This is a genomic window from Geothrix terrae, assembly GCF_022808775.1.
Classification (GTDB): Bacteria; Acidobacteriota; Holophagae; order Holophagales; family Holophagaceae; genus Geothrix; species Geothrix terrae.
In genome coordinates this window covers 162,605-178,725 of sequence record NZ_JAKZLA010000003.1, presented here as the reverse complement: position 1 = coordinate 178,725, position 16,121 = coordinate 162,605, and the positions used below count along the sequence as shown (strand labels likewise).

Annotated in this window: 15 protein-coding genes and 1 riboswitch; of the genes, 6 read left to right on the top strand and 9 right to left on the bottom strand. The window is 70.4% G+C overall.

Annotated features, from left to right (window positions below; all coding sequences use genetic code 11):
- Positions 1-22 precede the first annotated feature (22 nt).
- The 4 genes from MLE42_RS06795 to MLE42_RS06780 are packed head-to-tail and all read right to left on the bottom strand — an operon-like array spanning position 23 to position 4,668.
- Positions 23-748 (bottom strand): ABC transporter ATP-binding protein, encoded by a 726-nt coding sequence (locus tag MLE42_RS06795; protein ID WP_243287128.1) that lies wholly within the window; start codon positions 746-748, stop codon positions 23-25.
- A 55-nt stretch (positions 749-803) separates the two neighbouring features.
- Complete coding sequence (locus MLE42_RS06790) at positions 804-1,790, bottom strand: FecCD family ABC transporter permease (RefSeq protein WP_243287127.1); 987 nt, start codon at positions 1,788-1,790, stop codon at positions 804-806.
- Positions 1,787-2,641, bottom strand: a complete 855-nt coding sequence (locus MLE42_RS06785) for an ABC transporter substrate-binding protein (RefSeq protein WP_243287126.1) — start codon at positions 2,639-2,641, stop codon at positions 1,787-1,789. Before MLE42_RS06785 ends, MLE42_RS06790 begins: the two co-directional genes overlap by 4 nt.
- Complete coding sequence (locus MLE42_RS06780) at positions 2,641-4,668, bottom strand: TonB-dependent receptor plug domain-containing protein (RefSeq protein ID WP_243287125.1); 2,028 nt, start codon at positions 4,666-4,668, stop codon at positions 2,641-2,643. Before MLE42_RS06780 ends, MLE42_RS06785 begins: the two co-directional genes overlap by 1 nt.
- A gap of 66 nt (positions 4,669-4,734) precedes the next feature.
- Positions 4,735-4,933: riboswitch (cobalamin riboswitch) on the bottom strand.
- A gap of 47 nt (positions 4,934-4,980) precedes the next feature.
- Here MLE42_RS06780 and mtnP point away from each other — a divergent pair.
- From mtnP to MLE42_RS06760, 4 genes are read left to right on the top strand one after another with little or no spacing between them, the layout of a single operon-like run.
- The gene (mtnP, locus tag MLE42_RS06775) at positions 4,981-5,856 is read left to right on the top strand and encodes an S-methyl-5'-thioadenosine phosphorylase (protein WP_243287124.1); all 876 of its coding nucleotides are present in this window, start codon (positions 4,981-4,983) and stop codon (positions 5,854-5,856) included.
- On the top strand, positions 5,853-6,284 hold the full coding sequence (locus MLE42_RS06770) for a hypothetical protein (RefSeq protein ID WP_243287123.1): 432 nt from the start codon (positions 5,853-5,855) through the stop codon (positions 6,282-6,284). Before mtnP ends, MLE42_RS06770 begins: the two co-directional genes overlap by 4 nt.
- 53 nt (positions 6,285-6,337) lie before the next feature.
- On the top strand, positions 6,338-7,165 hold the full coding sequence (locus MLE42_RS06765) for a M23 family metallopeptidase (protein WP_243287122.1): 828 nt from the start codon (positions 6,338-6,340) through the stop codon (positions 7,163-7,165).
- On the top strand, positions 7,165-8,145 hold the full coding sequence (locus MLE42_RS06760; RefSeq protein WP_243287121.1) for a DUF2268 domain-containing putative Zn-dependent protease: 981 nt from the start codon (positions 7,165-7,167) through the stop codon (positions 8,143-8,145). Before MLE42_RS06765 ends, MLE42_RS06760 begins: the two co-directional genes overlap by 1 nt.
- 21 nt (positions 8,146-8,166) lie before the next feature.
- Here the strand turns inward: MLE42_RS06760 and MLE42_RS06755 are convergent, their stop codons facing one another.
- Complete coding sequence (locus MLE42_RS06755; RefSeq protein WP_243287120.1) at positions 8,167-9,081, bottom strand: DMT family transporter; 915 nt, start codon at positions 9,079-9,081, stop codon at positions 8,167-8,169.
- A gap of 187 nt (positions 9,082-9,268) precedes the next feature.
- Between MLE42_RS06755 and mgtA the strand changes: the two genes are divergently transcribed.
- Positions 9,269-11,809, top strand: a complete 2,541-nt coding sequence (gene mgtA, locus MLE42_RS06750; RefSeq protein ID WP_243287119.1) for a magnesium-translocating P-type ATPase — start codon at positions 9,269-9,271, stop codon at positions 11,807-11,809.
- 7 nt (positions 11,810-11,816) lie between these two features.
- Here mgtA and MLE42_RS06745 read toward each other — a convergent pair whose 3' ends face one another.
- A complete protein-coding gene (locus MLE42_RS06745; protein WP_243287118.1) occupies positions 11,817-12,425 on the bottom strand; it encodes a non-canonical purine NTP pyrophosphatase in 609 nt (202 codons plus the stop codon).
- 239 nt (positions 12,426-12,664) lie between these two features.
- Positions 12,665-13,666 carry a ThiF family adenylyltransferase gene (locus MLE42_RS06740; RefSeq protein WP_243287117.1) on the bottom strand — a complete coding sequence of 334 codons (1,002 nt, stop codon included), beginning with the start codon at positions 13,664-13,666 and terminating at the stop codon, positions 12,665-12,667.
- A 192-nt stretch (positions 13,667-13,858) separates the two neighbouring features.
- Between MLE42_RS06740 and MLE42_RS06735 the strand changes: the two genes are divergently transcribed.
- Entirely contained in the window at positions 13,859-14,593 is a 735-nt protein-coding gene (locus tag MLE42_RS06735) for an SDR family oxidoreductase (protein ID WP_243287116.1), read from the top strand.
- Here the strand turns inward: MLE42_RS06735 and MLE42_RS06730 are convergent.
- Positions 14,586-15,485: a LysR family transcriptional regulator gene (locus tag MLE42_RS06730; protein WP_243287115.1), complete on the bottom strand. Its 900-nt coding sequence runs from the start codon at positions 15,483-15,485 to the stop codon at positions 14,586-14,588. The genes MLE42_RS06735 and MLE42_RS06730 overlap by 8 nt on opposite strands.
- 101 nt (positions 15,486-15,586) lie before the next feature.
- Positions 15,587-16,051: a DUF6941 family protein gene (locus tag MLE42_RS06725; RefSeq protein WP_243287114.1), complete on the bottom strand. Its 465-nt coding sequence runs from the start codon at positions 16,049-16,051 to the stop codon at positions 15,587-15,589.
- Positions 16,052-16,121 lie beyond the last annotated feature (70 nt).

Sequence of the window (16,121 nt, the reverse complement as noted above, 5' to 3'; positions counted from 1 at the left end):
CTTTCTCAGGTTGGAGTCCGGCTCAAACCGGCGGCAGCTCCGGCACGAGGGATTCCACGAACGTGGCCTCCACGCGGAAGACCTGGCGGATGAGGTCGGCGGTGAGGACTTCATGGGGTCCGCCGTTGCCCACGAGGCGGCCCCGGTCCAGGACCAGCACGCGGTCGAAGCGGTAGGCGGCGCGCAGGTCGTGGAGGCTCACCACCACGGTGCCGCCGCCATCCGCCAGCCGCCGGGCCAGCCGCATCACCTCCAGCGCGTGCCGCACGTCCAGCTGGGCCACAGGCTCGTCCCAGAGCTGGATGGGCGCCTGGGTGGCGAGGGCCCGGGCGAGAGCCACGCGGTGGCGTTCGCCGCCGGAGAGCCGGGTGGCGGGCCGGTCCGCCAGGAAGGTGAGGTCCAGCTCCGCCAGGGCTTCAGCCACGCCTGTGGGATCGTCGCCCCAGGCGTAGCGGCCCTGGGCGACCACCTCGCGCACGGGGAAGGCGAACTCGAAGTGGGCCTCCTGCCCCACCCAGGCCAGGCGCCGGCCCCGCTCCGCGGCCGGGATGTGCGACAGCGATTGTCCATTCCACTGGATGGCCCCATGGGCCGGCAACAACCCCGCCATGGCTTGGATCAGCGTGGACTTGCCCGCCCCGTTGGGTCCCACCATCGCCACCAGCTCGCCGGGGCCGAGATCCAGCGACACCGCCTCCAGCCGGCCCGATACGGACAGCCCGGCGGCATGAAGGGCCGGAAGGGTCATGGCCGGCCCCCGAGGCACACCCTGGGGACCGGAGGCTGGAGACCGAGGACTGCCCTCATCGCGGCCTCCGCAGAAGCCAGAGGAAGAAGGGCCCGCCCACGAGGGCGGTGACGACACCCAGCCGCAGGCCGATGGGGAAGGTGCGGGTGACGAGGTCGCAGGCCAGGAGGAAGGCCGCGCCGCCCAGCATGGAATGGGGCAGCAGGCGCCGGTGGGCGGGGCCGAAGGCCAGGCGAAGGATGTGCGGCACCACCAGGCCCACGAAGCCGATGATGCCGCCCACGGCGGTGGCCAGGGCCGTGAGCACTGTGGAGAGGACGATGAGCTGGCGGCGGAGGCGGCGCACGTCCACCCCAAGGCTCTGGGCGCTCTGCTCACCCAGGCTCAGCAGATCCATGGCCCGGCCCAGGGGCAGCAGCAGGAAGCAGCCCAGGAGGATGGCCGGGACGCCCATCCACACGTGCTCCCAGCTGCGGCTCTCCAGCCCCCCCATGAGCCAGAAGAGGATCTGGGCGTTCACCTCGAAGTGGCCCGCCGTGGTGGTGAGCAGGAAGCTGGTGCCCGCGCCCAGCAGCGCGTTCAGGGCCACCCCGGAGAGCAGCAGCCGCTCGGTGCCCGCGCCGCGCTGGGCGAGCATCAGCACCGCTCCCGTCGCGCCGAAGGCGCCCAGCACCGAGGCCACGGGCAGGGCCCACAGCGTGGCGGAGGCGAAGCCCAGCATAGGGCCCATGGCCAGCACGGCCACAGCGCCCAGGGCGCCCCCGCTGCTCACCCCGAGCAGGCCGGGGCTGGCGAGGGGGTTGCGGAAGAAGGCCTGCATGACCACGCCGCTGGCGCCCAGGGCCGCGCCTGCCGCCATGCCCACCAGGGCGCGGGGCAGGCGGAAGTCTCGCACCACGGTGCGGGCGATGTCATCGCCCCCGCCCACCAGCGCCGAGACCACCTGGCCGAAGCTCAGCCTCAGTTCGCCGAAGGCCAGGGAGGCCAGGAAGGCCAGGGCCAGCAGCGCCGCGAGGATGGGAATGGCCAGACGGGCTCTCACCGGAAGCGCTCGGGATGCAGCGCCCGGGCCAACAGCTCGTAGGCATCGATGCGATGGTGGGAGACGCTGGACATGAGGGCGCCGGGGATGACCACGAAGCGGCTGGCCTTGAAGGCTGGCAGGACGCGGTAGTGGGGGATCTCCGCCAGGCGGGCGCGGGTATCCGAGCCATCGGCGCGGTCTCCGGAGATCACCAGCACCTCGGCGTTCCAGGTGAGCAGCTTTTCCGAGGGCGTGGGCGCGTGGCCCTTGAGCCCGGCCTCGGCCGCCACGTTCACGGCGCCCGCGTGGTCGCAGAGGTCCTGGAAGGTCGTGCCGGAACCGGCGGTGAAGGGGTAGGCCCCGGCCGTGAGCACGCGGACGGGATGGACGCCCTTGAGGCGATCCGCGAGGGCCTGCACCCGGGTTCGGCACTGGGCGATGAGGGTTTCGGCGCGGGCCTCCTGGCCCAACTCGTGGCCCAGGATCCTGAGGCTGGCGTAGACATCCTCCAGCGTGTCGAAGCGGTCCAGCACCACGAGCCGGACCCCGGCCCGCCGGAGCAGGGCCAGGGTCTCAGGACGGGTGAAGCTGGCGGCCAGCACCAGGTCGGGGCGGAACCGCAGCACGCTCTCCGCGTCGCTGTCCTTGAGGGCCGGGAACCGCTGGGCCTCGCCGGCCGCGGCGCTGAACCGCGCGTCCCGGCCGATGTGGCTCAGGGCGGCGATCTGGCCGGGATCCGCCAGGGCCAGCAGCAGCTCGTCCGTGCCCACGGTCTGGCTTACCACCCGCTGCGGCCGCCCTGCGGACAAGGGCAGGCCTGCCGCTGCCGAAAGGATGGCCAGCAGCAGGAAGGCAAGCCAACGTCGCATCACCACCTCCAGGTCGCGGCGAGGGTCCAGCGGGGCCCGGGGGCGGGAAATCCGTAGACCAGGCTGGCATCACCGTCCTGATCGTAGCGGCCGCTGAGCCAATCCTCGACACTCTGTTTCCGCTGCAGCAAGTGCTCGCCGCGCAGCGACACGGTCAGGTGCTTGGTGGGCTCGTGAGAGAGGCCCAGGCTGAGGTCCCGGTAGGGCTTGCGCGTGGAGGTCACCTCGTAGGTGGTGTCGTTCAGGTCGTAGCGGGGCCCCACCCGGGCGAGGCGCACGTCGGCGCGCCAGGCCCCCGACTGGGCGAAGCCCGCCACGGCGGCGGTGAAGAAGGGGTGCCGCAGGATGGCGGTGTTCTGGGCGCCGAAGCGGTCCGCCTCCGTGTTGTGGTCCAAGTCGCGGGTCTCCTGGCTGCGGAGGATCACGTCCCAGCCATAGGCCACGGCCTCGCCGCCGCGCCAGCCCAGGGCGCCTTCCAGGCTCTGGGCCCGGATGGAGCCCTGGTTCGCGTAGTGGGACGTGAAGAGGGGCGGCCAGGCGAAGCTGGTGTCGTAGACGTAGGCCAGCAGCTCCGAGACTCGGGTTCGCTGGGCCTCCAGCCGGTACTCCCAGTGCCCCGCGAACTGGCCTGTGGCGCCGATCTGCACGGTGCGGCTGCGCTCAGGCAGGATGGGGTAGGCCACGCCATCCTGGTTTTCCGCCTGGGCGTTCAGGGCGAACTCGGTGGTATTGGGCATGCGGAAGCCCTGGCCCGCGCTGGCGTAGAGGCGCAGCGCCGGTGCCACCACCCAGTTGAGGCCTGTGCGCCAGGTGCCCGCCTCGGCGCTGCCCGCGCGGCTGCGCAGGCCGGTGTCCGAGCGGGTGAGGTCCCGGTGGCCGCCGTCGCGGCGCAGGCCCGCGGTCCAGTCCAGACCTTCGGCCAGCGTCCAGCGCAGCTCCAGCGCTCCGGCCACGTCCGTGCCCTCCCCCCGGTACTGCACGGCGGCGAAGGTGTCGGGGTCGTAGTAGTTCCGGGCATGGCTGGTGTCCTGGCGGCCCTCCAGGCGGCCGGAGAGGCGGAAGCCAAGGGCCGGCGTCCAGTGGAGCGTGAGCTGGTCCTCCACGCGGCGAAAGTCGCGGTCCGTCTGCTCGCGATGGGGCCCACTGGGATCGCCCGTGCGGCCCTCCAGGGCCTGGAGCGTGTTCTCCAGCGCCAGCGTGGGTGCCAGGGCCCAGCGCAGGCTGGCGCCCCAGCTCTCCTGGCGGGTGTGCATCTCGCGCTGGGGTTCGTAGCTGCGGGTCGCGGGCCAGCCGGAGGTGGTGAAGGGGATGGTCGCGGTCTGGCCGCTGTTGCGGTAGAAGGCGGTCAGGTCGGCCCCGCCCAGCTTCGTGCCCATGCGCAGGAAGCCACCCGCCTGTCGGAAGGCGTCGTCGGGGAAGCCGCTCTCCTGCTTCTGGGCCTCGGCGCCGGCGGCGATCCAGCCGCGGTTTCCTGTGACCTGCACTTGGGCTGTGCCACCCAGCAGCCCGTCCGTGCCCACCTTCAGGCCGGTCTGGCCATGGCAACCTTCCGCGCCGCGGCCGGTACTGGTGAGGGCGATGACACCGCCGATGGCGTCGCTGCCGTAGAGCACGGAGGCGGGTCCGAGGATCAGCTCCACGCGCTCGATGCCCACGAGGCTGAGGGCGCCCAGGTCGGGCGAGAGGGCCGTGGGGTCGTTCAGGCGCAGACCGTCCAGCAGGACCACCAGGTTGCGGCTCAGGGTCCCGTTGAGGAAGGCGGAGGCCTGCTTGCCGGTGCCGCCGGTGGCCATGACGGCGCCGGGCTGGAGGGCCTCGAGCAGATCCGCCAAGGTGCGGCTGCCCAGGCGGGCCAGCTCGTCGGCTTCCACGATGCGCACGGGGCCCGGAGTCCGGGTGACCTCCACGGGCTGGGCCTCGGCGTTGACGGTGACCGTGGCCTCGGCGGGCTTGCGGTCGGCTTCGCCGGCCACGGAGAGGGCGGACACGGCCGCCAGGGAGAAGAGAATGCGGGCAGAACCCATCATGCCTCCACGCATGAGGTCGCGGCGGCTGGGCGTCCCGCAAGGGAATGGCCCGGCCCGTTCCCGCGACGGGGGGTGAGGTGCAGGACCGGTCTCCGGGCTCGCACGCGACAGGGGCCTTTCAGCTCCCTCCGAGCCTTCCCGGGACGATCCCAGTGACTCGGACTTGAGGTCTCACACCCGGTGACGCGTGGGCGTGGTGCATACCGTTGCGGGGCAGCGCAGGAGTCTCACCTGCTTCCCGTGCATCCAGCACGAAATTGTCAAACTTCAGAGAACCACGGCGCTGGTGGATTCCGCAAGTACAATGGCCTCATGCGAGCACCCATCGGCATCATCGGCGGCAGTGGACTCTACCGGATGGAGGGGCTCTCCCTCGACCGGACGGAGCTGGTGCAGACCCCCTTCGGCGCCCCCTCGGGCCCCGTGCACCTCGGCGCCCTGGACGGCACCCCCGTGGCCTTCCTGGCCCGCCACGGCGAAGGCCACCGGTTCACGCCGAGCGAGGTGAACTACCGCGCGAACCTCTGGGCCCTGAAGTCCCTGGGCGTCGAGCGCCTCATCTCCGTGTCCGCCGTGGGCAGCCTCCAGGCCCGCCACAAGCCTGGCGAGCTGCGCCTCGTGAGCCAGTTCATCGACAAGACCCGCCACCGGAAGGACACCTTCTTCGGCGAGGGGCTGGTGGCCCACGTGAGCTTCGCGGAACCCGTCTGCGCCCACACCACCGAGGCCCTGCTCAAGGCTGGACAGGCCCTGTCCATTCCCATCAAGGGAGGCGCCACCTACGTCTGCATGGAGGGGCCGGCCTTCTCCACCCGCGCCGAGAGCCGTCTGCACCAGAGCTGGGGCGCGGACCTCATCGGCATGACCCAGGTGACCGAGGCCCGGCTGGCCCGCGAGGCCGAGCTCTGCTACGCATGCATCGCCCTGGTGACGGACTACGACGCCTGGCGCGAGGAGGAGGAGGGCGTGGACGCGGCCTCCGTGCTGGAGGTCATGCACGCCAACGTGGACAAGGCCCAGCGCCTGCTCCGCGCAGTGTTGCCCGCGCTGTCCCCGGCCCCGCGGGCCTGCGCCTGCGGCGACGCCCTGAAGGCGGCCCTCTTCACCGCCCCCGAAGCGGTCACCGAGGACGCCCGCAAGCGGCTGGACCTGCTGGTGGGGCGGTACGGATACGGGACCCGCGGGTGAGCCCGGCCCAGGCCAGCCCCAAGCTCCAGGCCCTGCTGAAGGACTTCCAGCAGATCGCGAGCATGTCGGGCTACCTGAACCATGCCTTCGACCCGCCGCAGCTGCGGCTGTTCTTCACGCTCTACGGCCGGGTGATGGTGACCTCCCCCGACGAGGGCCTGGCGCTTACGCCGCGGCTCCAGGCCTGGTGCGAGAGCCTGGCCGTCAACCTCCGGGAGGCCAGCTCCTCGGCCATCATGCCCCCCCAGGTGCAGGTGAGCGCTCCCCAGACCCTGCCGGATGGCCGCGACTACCTTGTGGCCACCCTGACCTTCAACACCAAGGTCACCGACACCTCGTACCTCCGCGTCCGCACGGCCGTCCTGGCCGCCTACCAGGAGGCGGTGAAGATGCGGGAGGCGGGGCTGGGGGCGGACCTCGCCGGCTGAGTGCCATGGCCAGCTATCCTGGGGATCTCCCAGGCGGGAGCCCCGGAGGGCCCATGCCCCGATGCTTTAGTGCGCCAGGCGCCGCGATCCTGCTGGTTTCGGCGGGGCCTCTGCTGCTCGGCATGGAACGCGCGCCGCTTCCCTTCAAACCCTCCCCCGTCCCCGGTGGCGTGGCAGTGGTGGCTCTCGCGGGCGGGAAGACCGCGCCGAAGGCGACCTTCCGCGGGGAGCCCGTGCTGGTGCGGTGGAGCGGCCGGGGCTGGGTGGCGGTGGTGGGCATCCCGCTCAGCGCGAAGCCGGGCCGGCAGGAGATCGAGGTGGAGGGGCGGTCCATCCCCTTCACCATTCGTCCCAAGCGCTACCCGGAGCAGCGCATCCGCCTGAAGGACGAGCGCCAGGTGACGCCGAACGCGGAGGACGAGGCGCGCATCGCCCGGGAGCAGGCGCTGATGGGACCCGCCTGGAAGGCCTGGCCCGAAGGGCTCGTCCCGACCCTGCGATTCCAGCAGCCCACGCCCGGCGGCCTCACCAGCTCCTTCGGCCTGCGGCGGATCTTCAACGGCCAGCCCCGGGCGCCCCACGCGGGGCTCGACATCCAGGCTCCGGCGGGCCAGGCCGTGCGCGCCCCCGCCGCGGGCATGGTGGTGCTCACGGGCGACTTCTTCTTCAGCGGCAACGCCGTGTTCCTTGCCCATGGCGAGGGCGTGGTGAGCCTCTTCGCCCACCTGTCGAAGATCACGGTGACCCAGGGCCAGGTGGTGAAGCCCGGCGACCTCCTGGGCGAGGTCGGCATGACCGGCCGGGCCACGGGTCCGCACCTGCACTGGTCCCTCAGCCTCAACAACGCCCGCGTGGATCCGCGGCTCTTCCTGGAGCGCTGATGATCCATCGGGTGGGGACGGCGGACCTTCTCGCTTCGGCCTTCGCGGGTCCGGCGCTGGCGGGCGAATCGCCAGCTTCCCCGGCGGCGGCCTTCCAGGCGTTCTGGGCCAGGGCCGAGGGCCAGCCCTTCGACGTCCAGGCGGCCCTCTGGGACCGGATCGTCGAGGCGCCGCGCCGAACCCTCTACGAGGCGGCCGTCTGGGAGATGCGGGACCACCCCGATGGAGGGCCCCGGAAGGCCCGGCTGCTCCGGCAACGGTTCGACGCCTACCGGCGCCTCGCGGCCCGGATTCCGGTGGAGGAGCGGGCGGTCGAGCAGGCGATCCCCGGCACGCTGGCCCGGTTCAAGGCCCTCTTCCCCGACGCGTCCGCTCGCCCGACAGTCCACCTGGTGCTGGCTCCCGGCTTCGACGCCAAGAGCGCCGTGGGACCGGACGGCGCCCCGGTGCTGCTGCTGGCGGTGGATTCGCTGGCCCTCGAAGACGCCGACCTTGGCATCCTCCTGCCCCACGAGCTGTTCCACCTCTACCATGCCCGCCGCGCCGGGGTGCTCAACGACGGGGTGATGCCCGGGGCCACGCTGCTGCTGCCCCTCTTCGCCGAGGGGATGGCCACCTTCGTCAGCGCGACCCTGGCCCCCGGCCGCACGGAAGGCCAATGGCTGCTCCAGGAAAACCTGGGAGCCCTGCCCCTGGACCGCCTGCCCGAGCTCAGCCGACGCTTTCTCGCGGATGCCGACCGGCTGGCGGCCGACCCGGGACATCCGGAGGCCTTCCGCCGGTGGTTCAATGCCTCGCCGGCCGGGGTCCACGGCGACCTGCCGGACCGGATGGGGTATTGGCTGGGACTCCAGGTGGTCCGCCACCTTTCGCGGACCCGCTCCCTGCAGGAGATGGCCGCCTGGCCGCCCGCGCGGGCCGAGGCGGAGGCGCGGGCGGCGCTGAGGACCCTGGCGGGGCTCCCGCAGACCGCGCCCTGAACCTCGCCTGACCGGGCCGGATCACCCCGCGGCGGGGCGGTACCCCTTCGTCTGCACGAGGATGACGCCCAGGATGGCGATGGCGCCGCCCAGGATGGTGAGCAGGGAGGGCACCTCGCCGAGCCACACCCAGGCGATGAGGCTGGCCAGCACCGGCGAGAGGTAGAGGAAGCTGGAGAGCAGGGAGGCGGGCATGCGGGAGAGGGCGAGGTTCCACAGCACGTAGGCGATGGCGCCCGGGAAGACGCCCAGGTAGACCACGGCGGCCGTCGCCGAAGGCGCGGCCTGGGGCATGCGGTGGATGAGGCCCGGCAGGAACACGAGCATGGGTAGGGTGCCCGCCCAGATGGAGTAGCAGGTGAAGGCGAGCGCGGAATGGCGCCGGAAGCTCCGCTTCGACAGGATGGAATAGACCGCGGCCACCGCGGCGGACAGCAGGATGAGCAGGGCGCCGGGCGTGAAGCGCAGGCCCCTGCCGCTGCTGAGCGCGATGAGGGCCACGCCGGTGAAGGCCACCAGGATGCCGCCCCAGCCGAGGCGGGTGAGGCGCTCGCCCAGGAAGAGGGCCGAGAGCAGGGCGGTGAACACGGGGCCCGCCGCGATGAGCAGGGAGGCGGCGCCGGCCTGGACGGTCAGCTCGCCGAAGTTGAGGGCCACATGGTAGACGCTGATGCCCAGGAAGCCCGCCAGGGCGATCATGGGCAGATCGCGCCGCTCCGGCCGCCGCATGCGCGTGGCCAGCGCGTAGCCGGCCAGGACGATGGATGCGGTGCCGAAGCGCAGCAGAGCCAGCTCGCCGGGGCCGTACCCATCCGCGGCCGGCAGCCCCGCCGACGTGATCCGCAGGCCGGCCCGGATGCCCGCGAAGGCCGAGGACCACAGCAGCAGCACGCCGGCGATGGCCAGCCAGGTTCGGGGATCACGCTTCCAGGTCATGTCTTCCACCCTATCGGAGCGCGGGAAGAATGCACCCCCGCCGCTCGGTGGCCGGGCACTCCCACCGGGTGTAGGCCGATGGCGCCCCGCCTGGGGGATTCGTGGCCATGGCTCCGCCAGGTGAATACACTCGATTCGCGGTCCAGGGAATACCAGGCGATCCAAGGCCGCAGAAGGGGGGTCCGCCATGCCGACACCCGCAGCCCCACCAGAGATCGCTTTCTGGCGCCTCCCCATCACCGGCCTGCTGGAGCAGTTGGGCGCGACGCCCGATGGGTTGAGCCGCGCCGAGGCCACGGCGCGCCTGGCGAAGTTCGGCCCCAATGTGACCAGTGGCGAGCGGAAAAGGGCCGTGGTCCTCCAGTTCCTGGCGAAGTTCCTCAACCCCCTGGTGATCATCCTGCTCGTGGCCAGCGCCATCTCGGGCGCCACCGGCGACCGGGTCAGCTTCATCATCATCAGCGCCATCGTGCTGATGAGCGTGACCCTGGATTTCGTCCAGGAGCACCGGGCCGGCCAGGCGGCGGAGCGGCTGCGGAATTCGGTGGCGGTCCGGGGCCGGGTCCTGCGGGACGGCCAGACCCTCGACATTCCTCTGGCCGAGATCGTTCCGGGAGATGTGGTCCTCCTCGCCGCCGGGGACCTGATCCCGGGCGATGGCCGCGTGCTGGAGGCCAGGGACCTGTTCATCAATGAGTCCCTCCTGACGGGCGAGCCGTATCCCGTGGAGAAGGCGCCGGCGGAGCTGCCGGATCAGGCGGAGGTGCTCCGGGCCGGGAACACCGTGCTCATGGGCACGTCCGTGATCAGCGGCTCGGCCAAGGTGCTGGTGTGCCGCACCGGTCAGGGCACGTCCCTCGGGGAGATCGCCGACACCCTGGCCGCCAAGGCCCCGGCCAACTCGTTCCAGCTGGGCACGCAGAAATTCGGCCTTCTCATCATGCGCATGACGATCCTCCTCGTCCTGTTCGTGCTGCTGGCCAACGCCCTCTTCCACCGCCCGTGGCTGGAGTCGTTCCTGTTCGCGGTGGCCCTGGCGGTGGGGCTGACGCCTGAGCTCCTGCCCATGGTGGTCTCGGTGACCCTCGCCCGCGGCGCCCTGCGCATGTCCGCCAAGAAGGTGATCGTCAAGCGCCTGGATTCCATCCAGAACCTCGGCAGCATGGACGTGCTCTGCACGGACAAGACCGGCACTCTCACCGAGGCCAGGATCCATTTGGAACGCCATGTGGATGCGAGCGGCAAGGAGAGCCAGCGGGTGCTGGGGCTGACCTACTTCAACAGCTTCTTCGAGACGGGGCTGAAGAGCCCGCTGGACGACGCCATCCTGGAGCACCGGGAGATCGACGCCAAAGGTTGGCACAAGATCGACGAAGTGCCCTTCGATTTCGAGCGCCGGCGGGTGTCCGTGCTCCTGGAGAATGCCACCGGTAGGCTGCTCGTGGTGAAGGGGGCGCCCGAAGACGTCCTGCGGCTGTCTGAAACCTACGAGGTGGAGGGGGGTGCCCGCACCCTGGATCCCGCCGCCCGGGCTGGCATCACGGCGGTGTTCGAAGGCCTCAGCAAGGACGGTTTCCGGGTCCTGGGGATCGCCTCGCGGTCCGTGGGGATGGACCATCCACATGCCGTGGTGGGTGACGAATCGGCCCTGATCTTCGCGGGCTTCGCGGCCTTCCTGGATCCCCCGAAGGAGAGCGCCAAGCACGCGTTGGCTGAGCTTGCCGCCGGTGGCGTCACCGTCAAGATCGTCACCGGCGACAACGAGCTGGTGACGCAGCACATCTGCGCCGAGCTCGGCATGCCCGTGACCGGCGTGCTCACCGGCACGGAGATCCAGGAGCTGGATGATCATGCCCTGCAGGCCAAGGTGGAGCAGGCGAACCTCTTCTGCCGGGTGGCGCCCGCGCAGAAGAACCGCGTCATCCTCGCCCTCAAGCAGCGGGGCCACGTGGTGGGCTACCTCGGCGACGGCATCAACGATGCCCCCGCCCTCCACTCCGCGGATATCGGCATCTCCGTGGAGAGCGCCGTGGACGTGGCCAAGGCGTCCGCGGCCATGATCCTCCTGGAACAGGATCTGGGCGTGCTCCAGGCCGGTGTCCTGGAAGGCCGCCGCACCTTCGGGAACATCATGAAGTACATCATGATGGGCACCAGCTCCAACTTCGGGAACATGTTCAGCATGGCCGGAGCCGCATTGTTCCTGCCGTTCCTCCCCATGCTGCCGGTGCAGATCCTGCTCAACAACCTCCTCTACGATGTCTCCGAGATTCCCATCCCCCTGGACAACGTCGACGAGGAGTACCTGGCCAAGCCCCGCCAGTGGGACATGACCTTCATCCGCAATTTCATGCTGGTGATCGGCCCCGTGAGCTCACTCTTCGATTTCCTGGTCTTCTTCATCCTGCTGAAGACCTTCCATGCCGGCGCGGAGTTGTTCCACACCGGCTGGTTCATCGAATCCATGGCCTCGCAGGTCCTCGTCATCTTCATCATCCGCACCCGCATGAATCCGTTCAAAAGCCGCCCGAACGCATGGATCGTCGCCTGCTCGCTCGCCGTGGTGGCGGTGGCCATCGGCCTGCCCTTCACACCTGCAGGCGTCCACCTCGGGTTCGTGGCGCCTCCGGCCTTCTTCTTCCTGGTGCTGGCCGGCATCCTGGTGGCCTACCTGCTGGCTGTCGAGGGCGTCAAGCAGTGGTTCTTCCGCCACCTGGCCCCGACCTAGATGGTTGTCAGTCCAAACCGAGCCGCGCTCGTAGCGCGACACACGCCCGGGCGCGGTGGCTGAGGGTGTGCTTGGTCTCCGGGGGCAGCTCGCCAAAGGTCCGGTCGAAGCCGTCGGGGATGAAGATGGGGTCGTAGCCGAAGCCGCCGTCGCCGCGGTGATCGAAGGCCAGAGAGCCCTCCACCGCCCCGCTGGCCGTGAGGGATTCGCCGCGCAGGGGCGCGTAGGCCAGCACGCACACGAACCGGGCCGAGCGGTCCGCCCCATCCGGGACCATGGCCAGCAGGCGGCGGTTCTTGTCGCGGTAGGTGGGCAGGTCAGGTGCGAATCGGGCGGACAATACGCCCGGGCCGCCCCACAGCGCGTCCACGCAGAGGCCCGAATCATCCGCCAGCACGCCATCCACGGGCTCCGCACCGTGCTCGCGCCACCAAGCCCGCGCGCCCTCCGCCTTCTGCAGGGCATTGTCCTGGAAGAACGCACCGGTCTCCGGCAGCTCCGGCGCGTCCGCCGGCCAGGGCACGAAGGTGACCTCAGGCAACAGCTCCGTGAATTCGCGCAGCTTTCCGGCGTTCCGGGAGGCGAGAACGATCTTGAGGGGGGAATGGACGATCAAGCATTCACCTGATTGAGAGAGGAATCATGGCTGGGTGGCGAGGTCTTGCGTATCGCCGCAGGCGATACCAAGAGGAGGATCTTCAGCATGGGGATATCACCTGTGCATCAGAGACAAGGAATGTTGAAAGCGGAGGAAAGCAGAGGAGCCGAGGGAAACGGAGGCTGTGGAGGGCGATGATTCTCCGCTTTCCTTCGCCCCCTTCGTAGTCCTCCGCTTATCCCCATTTCTCTTCAGCCTCAGCACCCCACGACCTCGGTGTACCAGCTGCGGGCGCGCTCGGGGGTCATGGGGCCGTGGACGAGGGCGCGGCCGTCGGCGAAGAGGGTGATCTCGTCGGGGCCGTCCTGGCCCTTGAGCATGAGGCCGGCCTGCTTCCAGGGGCTGCGGGTGCGGGTCTCCAGGCGGGCCTTCAGCGCCGCCAGGTCCAGTTTCCCGGGCGGATTGACACGGATCTGCACCCCCTCCAGGCCGCAGAGGGCACTGGCCTTGAGGGTCCAGCGGTCGTCCAGGAATTCGGTGACCTTCTCCGTGCAGAAGCGGCAGCGGGTCTTGGGAGGCTTCAGGAACTGGCGCTCGTCGTGCCAGAAGTCGAAGCGGGCCAGGTCGGCATGAGGCGTCTTCCCCGTAAGGACCTTGATGGCCTCCAGGGCCGCCCAACTGGCGATGACCCCCACGGCGGGGCCCAGCACGCCGGCGCTGTCGCAGGTGTCCACGTCGCCACCCGCCGGGGGCTCCTCGAGGAGGCAGCGCAGGCAAGGCGTGTGCGGCGGGTTCAGGGGCCAGACGACGCCTTCGCCGCCGATGGCGCCGGCGTAGATCCAGGGCGTGCCCGTGAGGATGGCCACATCGTTGATGAGGAAGCGGGCCTCGAAGTTGTCGGTGCCGTCGCAGATGAGGTCGAAGCCCGACAGCAGCTCCCGGGCGTTGCCGCTGGTGAGGTCCGCCACCACGGGCGCCAACTCGATGCTCGAATTGGCTTCATTCAGCCGCTCCGCGGCCACTTCCGCCTTCGGACGGCCCAGGTCCGACTCGCCGTAGAGGAGCTGGCGCTGGAGGTTGCTGGCCTCCACCAGGTCGCGGTCGATGAGGGTGAGGTGGCCCACGCCCGCCCGGGCCAGCCAGGGGGCGATGACCGAGCCCAGGGCCCCCAGGCCCAGGACCGCCACGCGCTTGGACCGCAGAGCCTCATCCGCCTCGCGGCCTAGAAAGATGCGTTGCTTGGCGTAGCGGTCGGACATGGCGCCCTTTTGGCCTCCGCCTTCCAGTCTAGGGGCAATGGCGCTCGGTGGATGCGGCCCATCCGAGGAGCCCGGGAAGTCATCGGGATCTCCGATGGCTTTCATCGAATCTTCCCGTTTCCAGCCGGGGCCCTCCCCCCGGGATACTCCCCCATCCGCCGGGTGACTCCAGCGGGAAGGAGGAACATGGACATGATGAACGCACGCCTGGCCCGCCACATCCTCGTCGTCGGGGGGAGTTCGGGCATGGGGCTCGCCCTGGCGGGGAGTCTGCTGGCCCAGGGTGACACTGTGACGATCGTGGGCCGATCGCCGGAGCGGCTGGCGAAGGCCTGCACCGAACTGGCTGCTCTGGGTCGGCCCAGGGCCCTCGTGGCGGACGCCACGGACGAGGCGGATGTGGTCCGGCTGTTCGAGGAAATCGGGCCGCTGGATCACCTCGTGACCACAGCGGCCGACATGAGCGGCGCCTACGCCCCGCTCCCGGACCTGGAGGTGGCGGCCGCGCGGCGGGTGATGGACTCGAAGGTGATCGGCCCCTGGCTGCTTGCCAAGCATGGCGCGCCGAGGCTGGCTCCCGGAGGAACGATCACGTTCACCTCCGGCATCGCCGCCCATCGCCCGCTGTCCAAGGGTTCCCTGGTCGCGGCGGCCAACGGCGCGCTGGAGTCGCTGGTGCGGGCTCTGGCCGTCGAACTGGCGCCCATTCGCGTGAATGCGGTCTCTCCAGGGTGGGTGGACACGCCGATCTGGGAGGCCGTCGCGGGGGCCGGCAAGGCCGAGATCCTGGAGGGCATGGCGCGACGTCTACCCGTCGGGAGGATCGGAAGACCCGCCGACATCGCCGAAGCCATCGAGGCCGTCATGCGGAATGGATTCATCACGGGAACGGTGCTTCACGCGGACGGCGGCCATCGCCTCATTTGACGAACCAGGGCCCCTGGCGGGCCATGGCCAGGAACGACCCGAGCGCGGGCGGCGGCTCCCGGTGTCTCCGCCACAGCAGGGTGACCTGGGCGGAACGGAGGGGGCCGTCCCAGGGGAGGGCCACGAGGCTCCCGCGCAGGATGGCCTCGGCCACCGCGGCGAACGGAACCAGGGCGCAGCCCGAGCCAGCCTCCACGAGGGACCGGACGGTTCCCAGGCTGCTGAACTCCCCCACGATCCTGGGTGGGGGGAGGGCGGCCGCCTCGAAAGCACGGTCGAGCAGCTGGCGGTAGACGCAACCGGGTTCCGTCGCGAGGAAGGCCTCGGCGGCCAGGTCGGCGGGCCGGACCGGGCCGAGGCCTTCCAACCGGTGTCCCGGGGGGACGGCCAGCACCAGCCGCTCCTCGCCGACCGGTTCTTCCTGGAGGTCGGAATCCTCGCCTGGGGGGCCGAGCACGAAGGCGGCATCCACGGCCCGGCCCTTCACGCGCTCCCGCAGCTCGCGGCTGTTGCCGGTCCCCAGCACGAGCTTCACGCCGGGGTGCGCCCGGCTGTAGGCCGCCAGCAGCGCCGGCACCCGGCCCGAGGCCAGGGTCTCGAGGGTGCCCAATCTCAAGGTGCCCCCCATGGCCCTCGTCGACTTGGCCACGGCGTTCCGGGCCTCCGCGGCCAGGTCCAGGAGCTCCTGGGCGTAGGCCAGCAGCCGGACCCCGGCGGGGGTCAGGGCCAACTTCCGGCCGGAGCGGTCGAACAGGGCGGTCCCGAGGTCCTGCTCCAGGGCCTGGATCTGTTCGGTCACGCTCGACTGGGCCAGGTGCAGCCGTTCGGCGGCGCGCGTGACATTCAGCGTGGCCGCCACCATCGCGAAAGTCTCCAGATGCCGGAACTGCACGTGCCTGCCCTCCCTGGAATGGGCCGGCCGTCAGGGCCGGCTGAAAAAAGCGCGGCGCCCGAGGGCGCCGCGCTGGAAGCCGACAGCCTGTGGGCTGAAGCTCAGTTACCGCCCTGTCCGGCCTCGGCCATGGCCTTCTCGTACTCGGCCTGGAGGCGGCTGGCGTCGGAGATGGCGAACTTGTAGACGTATTCGAAGCGGTCGGCGCCCTTGGTGAGGGCGATGATCACCTCGTAGACGCCTTCGGCGGTCACTTCGAAGGGAGCCGCGATGACGTTGAAGGTGCCTTCCTTGGCGCCGTCGGGGATCTGCACGTCGCTGTCGCGGATCACGTCCTTGCGGTCACCGGTGGGGCTCACGATGGAGAAGCCGAACTTGAACTGGCCGTCCATGCGCGAGAAGCGGGTGTAGAAGCACACCTTGGGCAGGGTGAAGGGCACCTGGGGCACCACGATGTGGTGGTCGTACAGGCCCATCAGCGAGGTCTTGCCGCCCATTTCCTGGCGGATATCATCGCAAAGCAGTGTGAATTCGTGCTTGGGGGCCTTGATCTGGACTTCTTGCATGGGGGCTCCGGAAAGAGGGGGCATCCTTGGGTGAAGGGAAAGTTTACCCTTGAAGACGGTCCCATCCAAC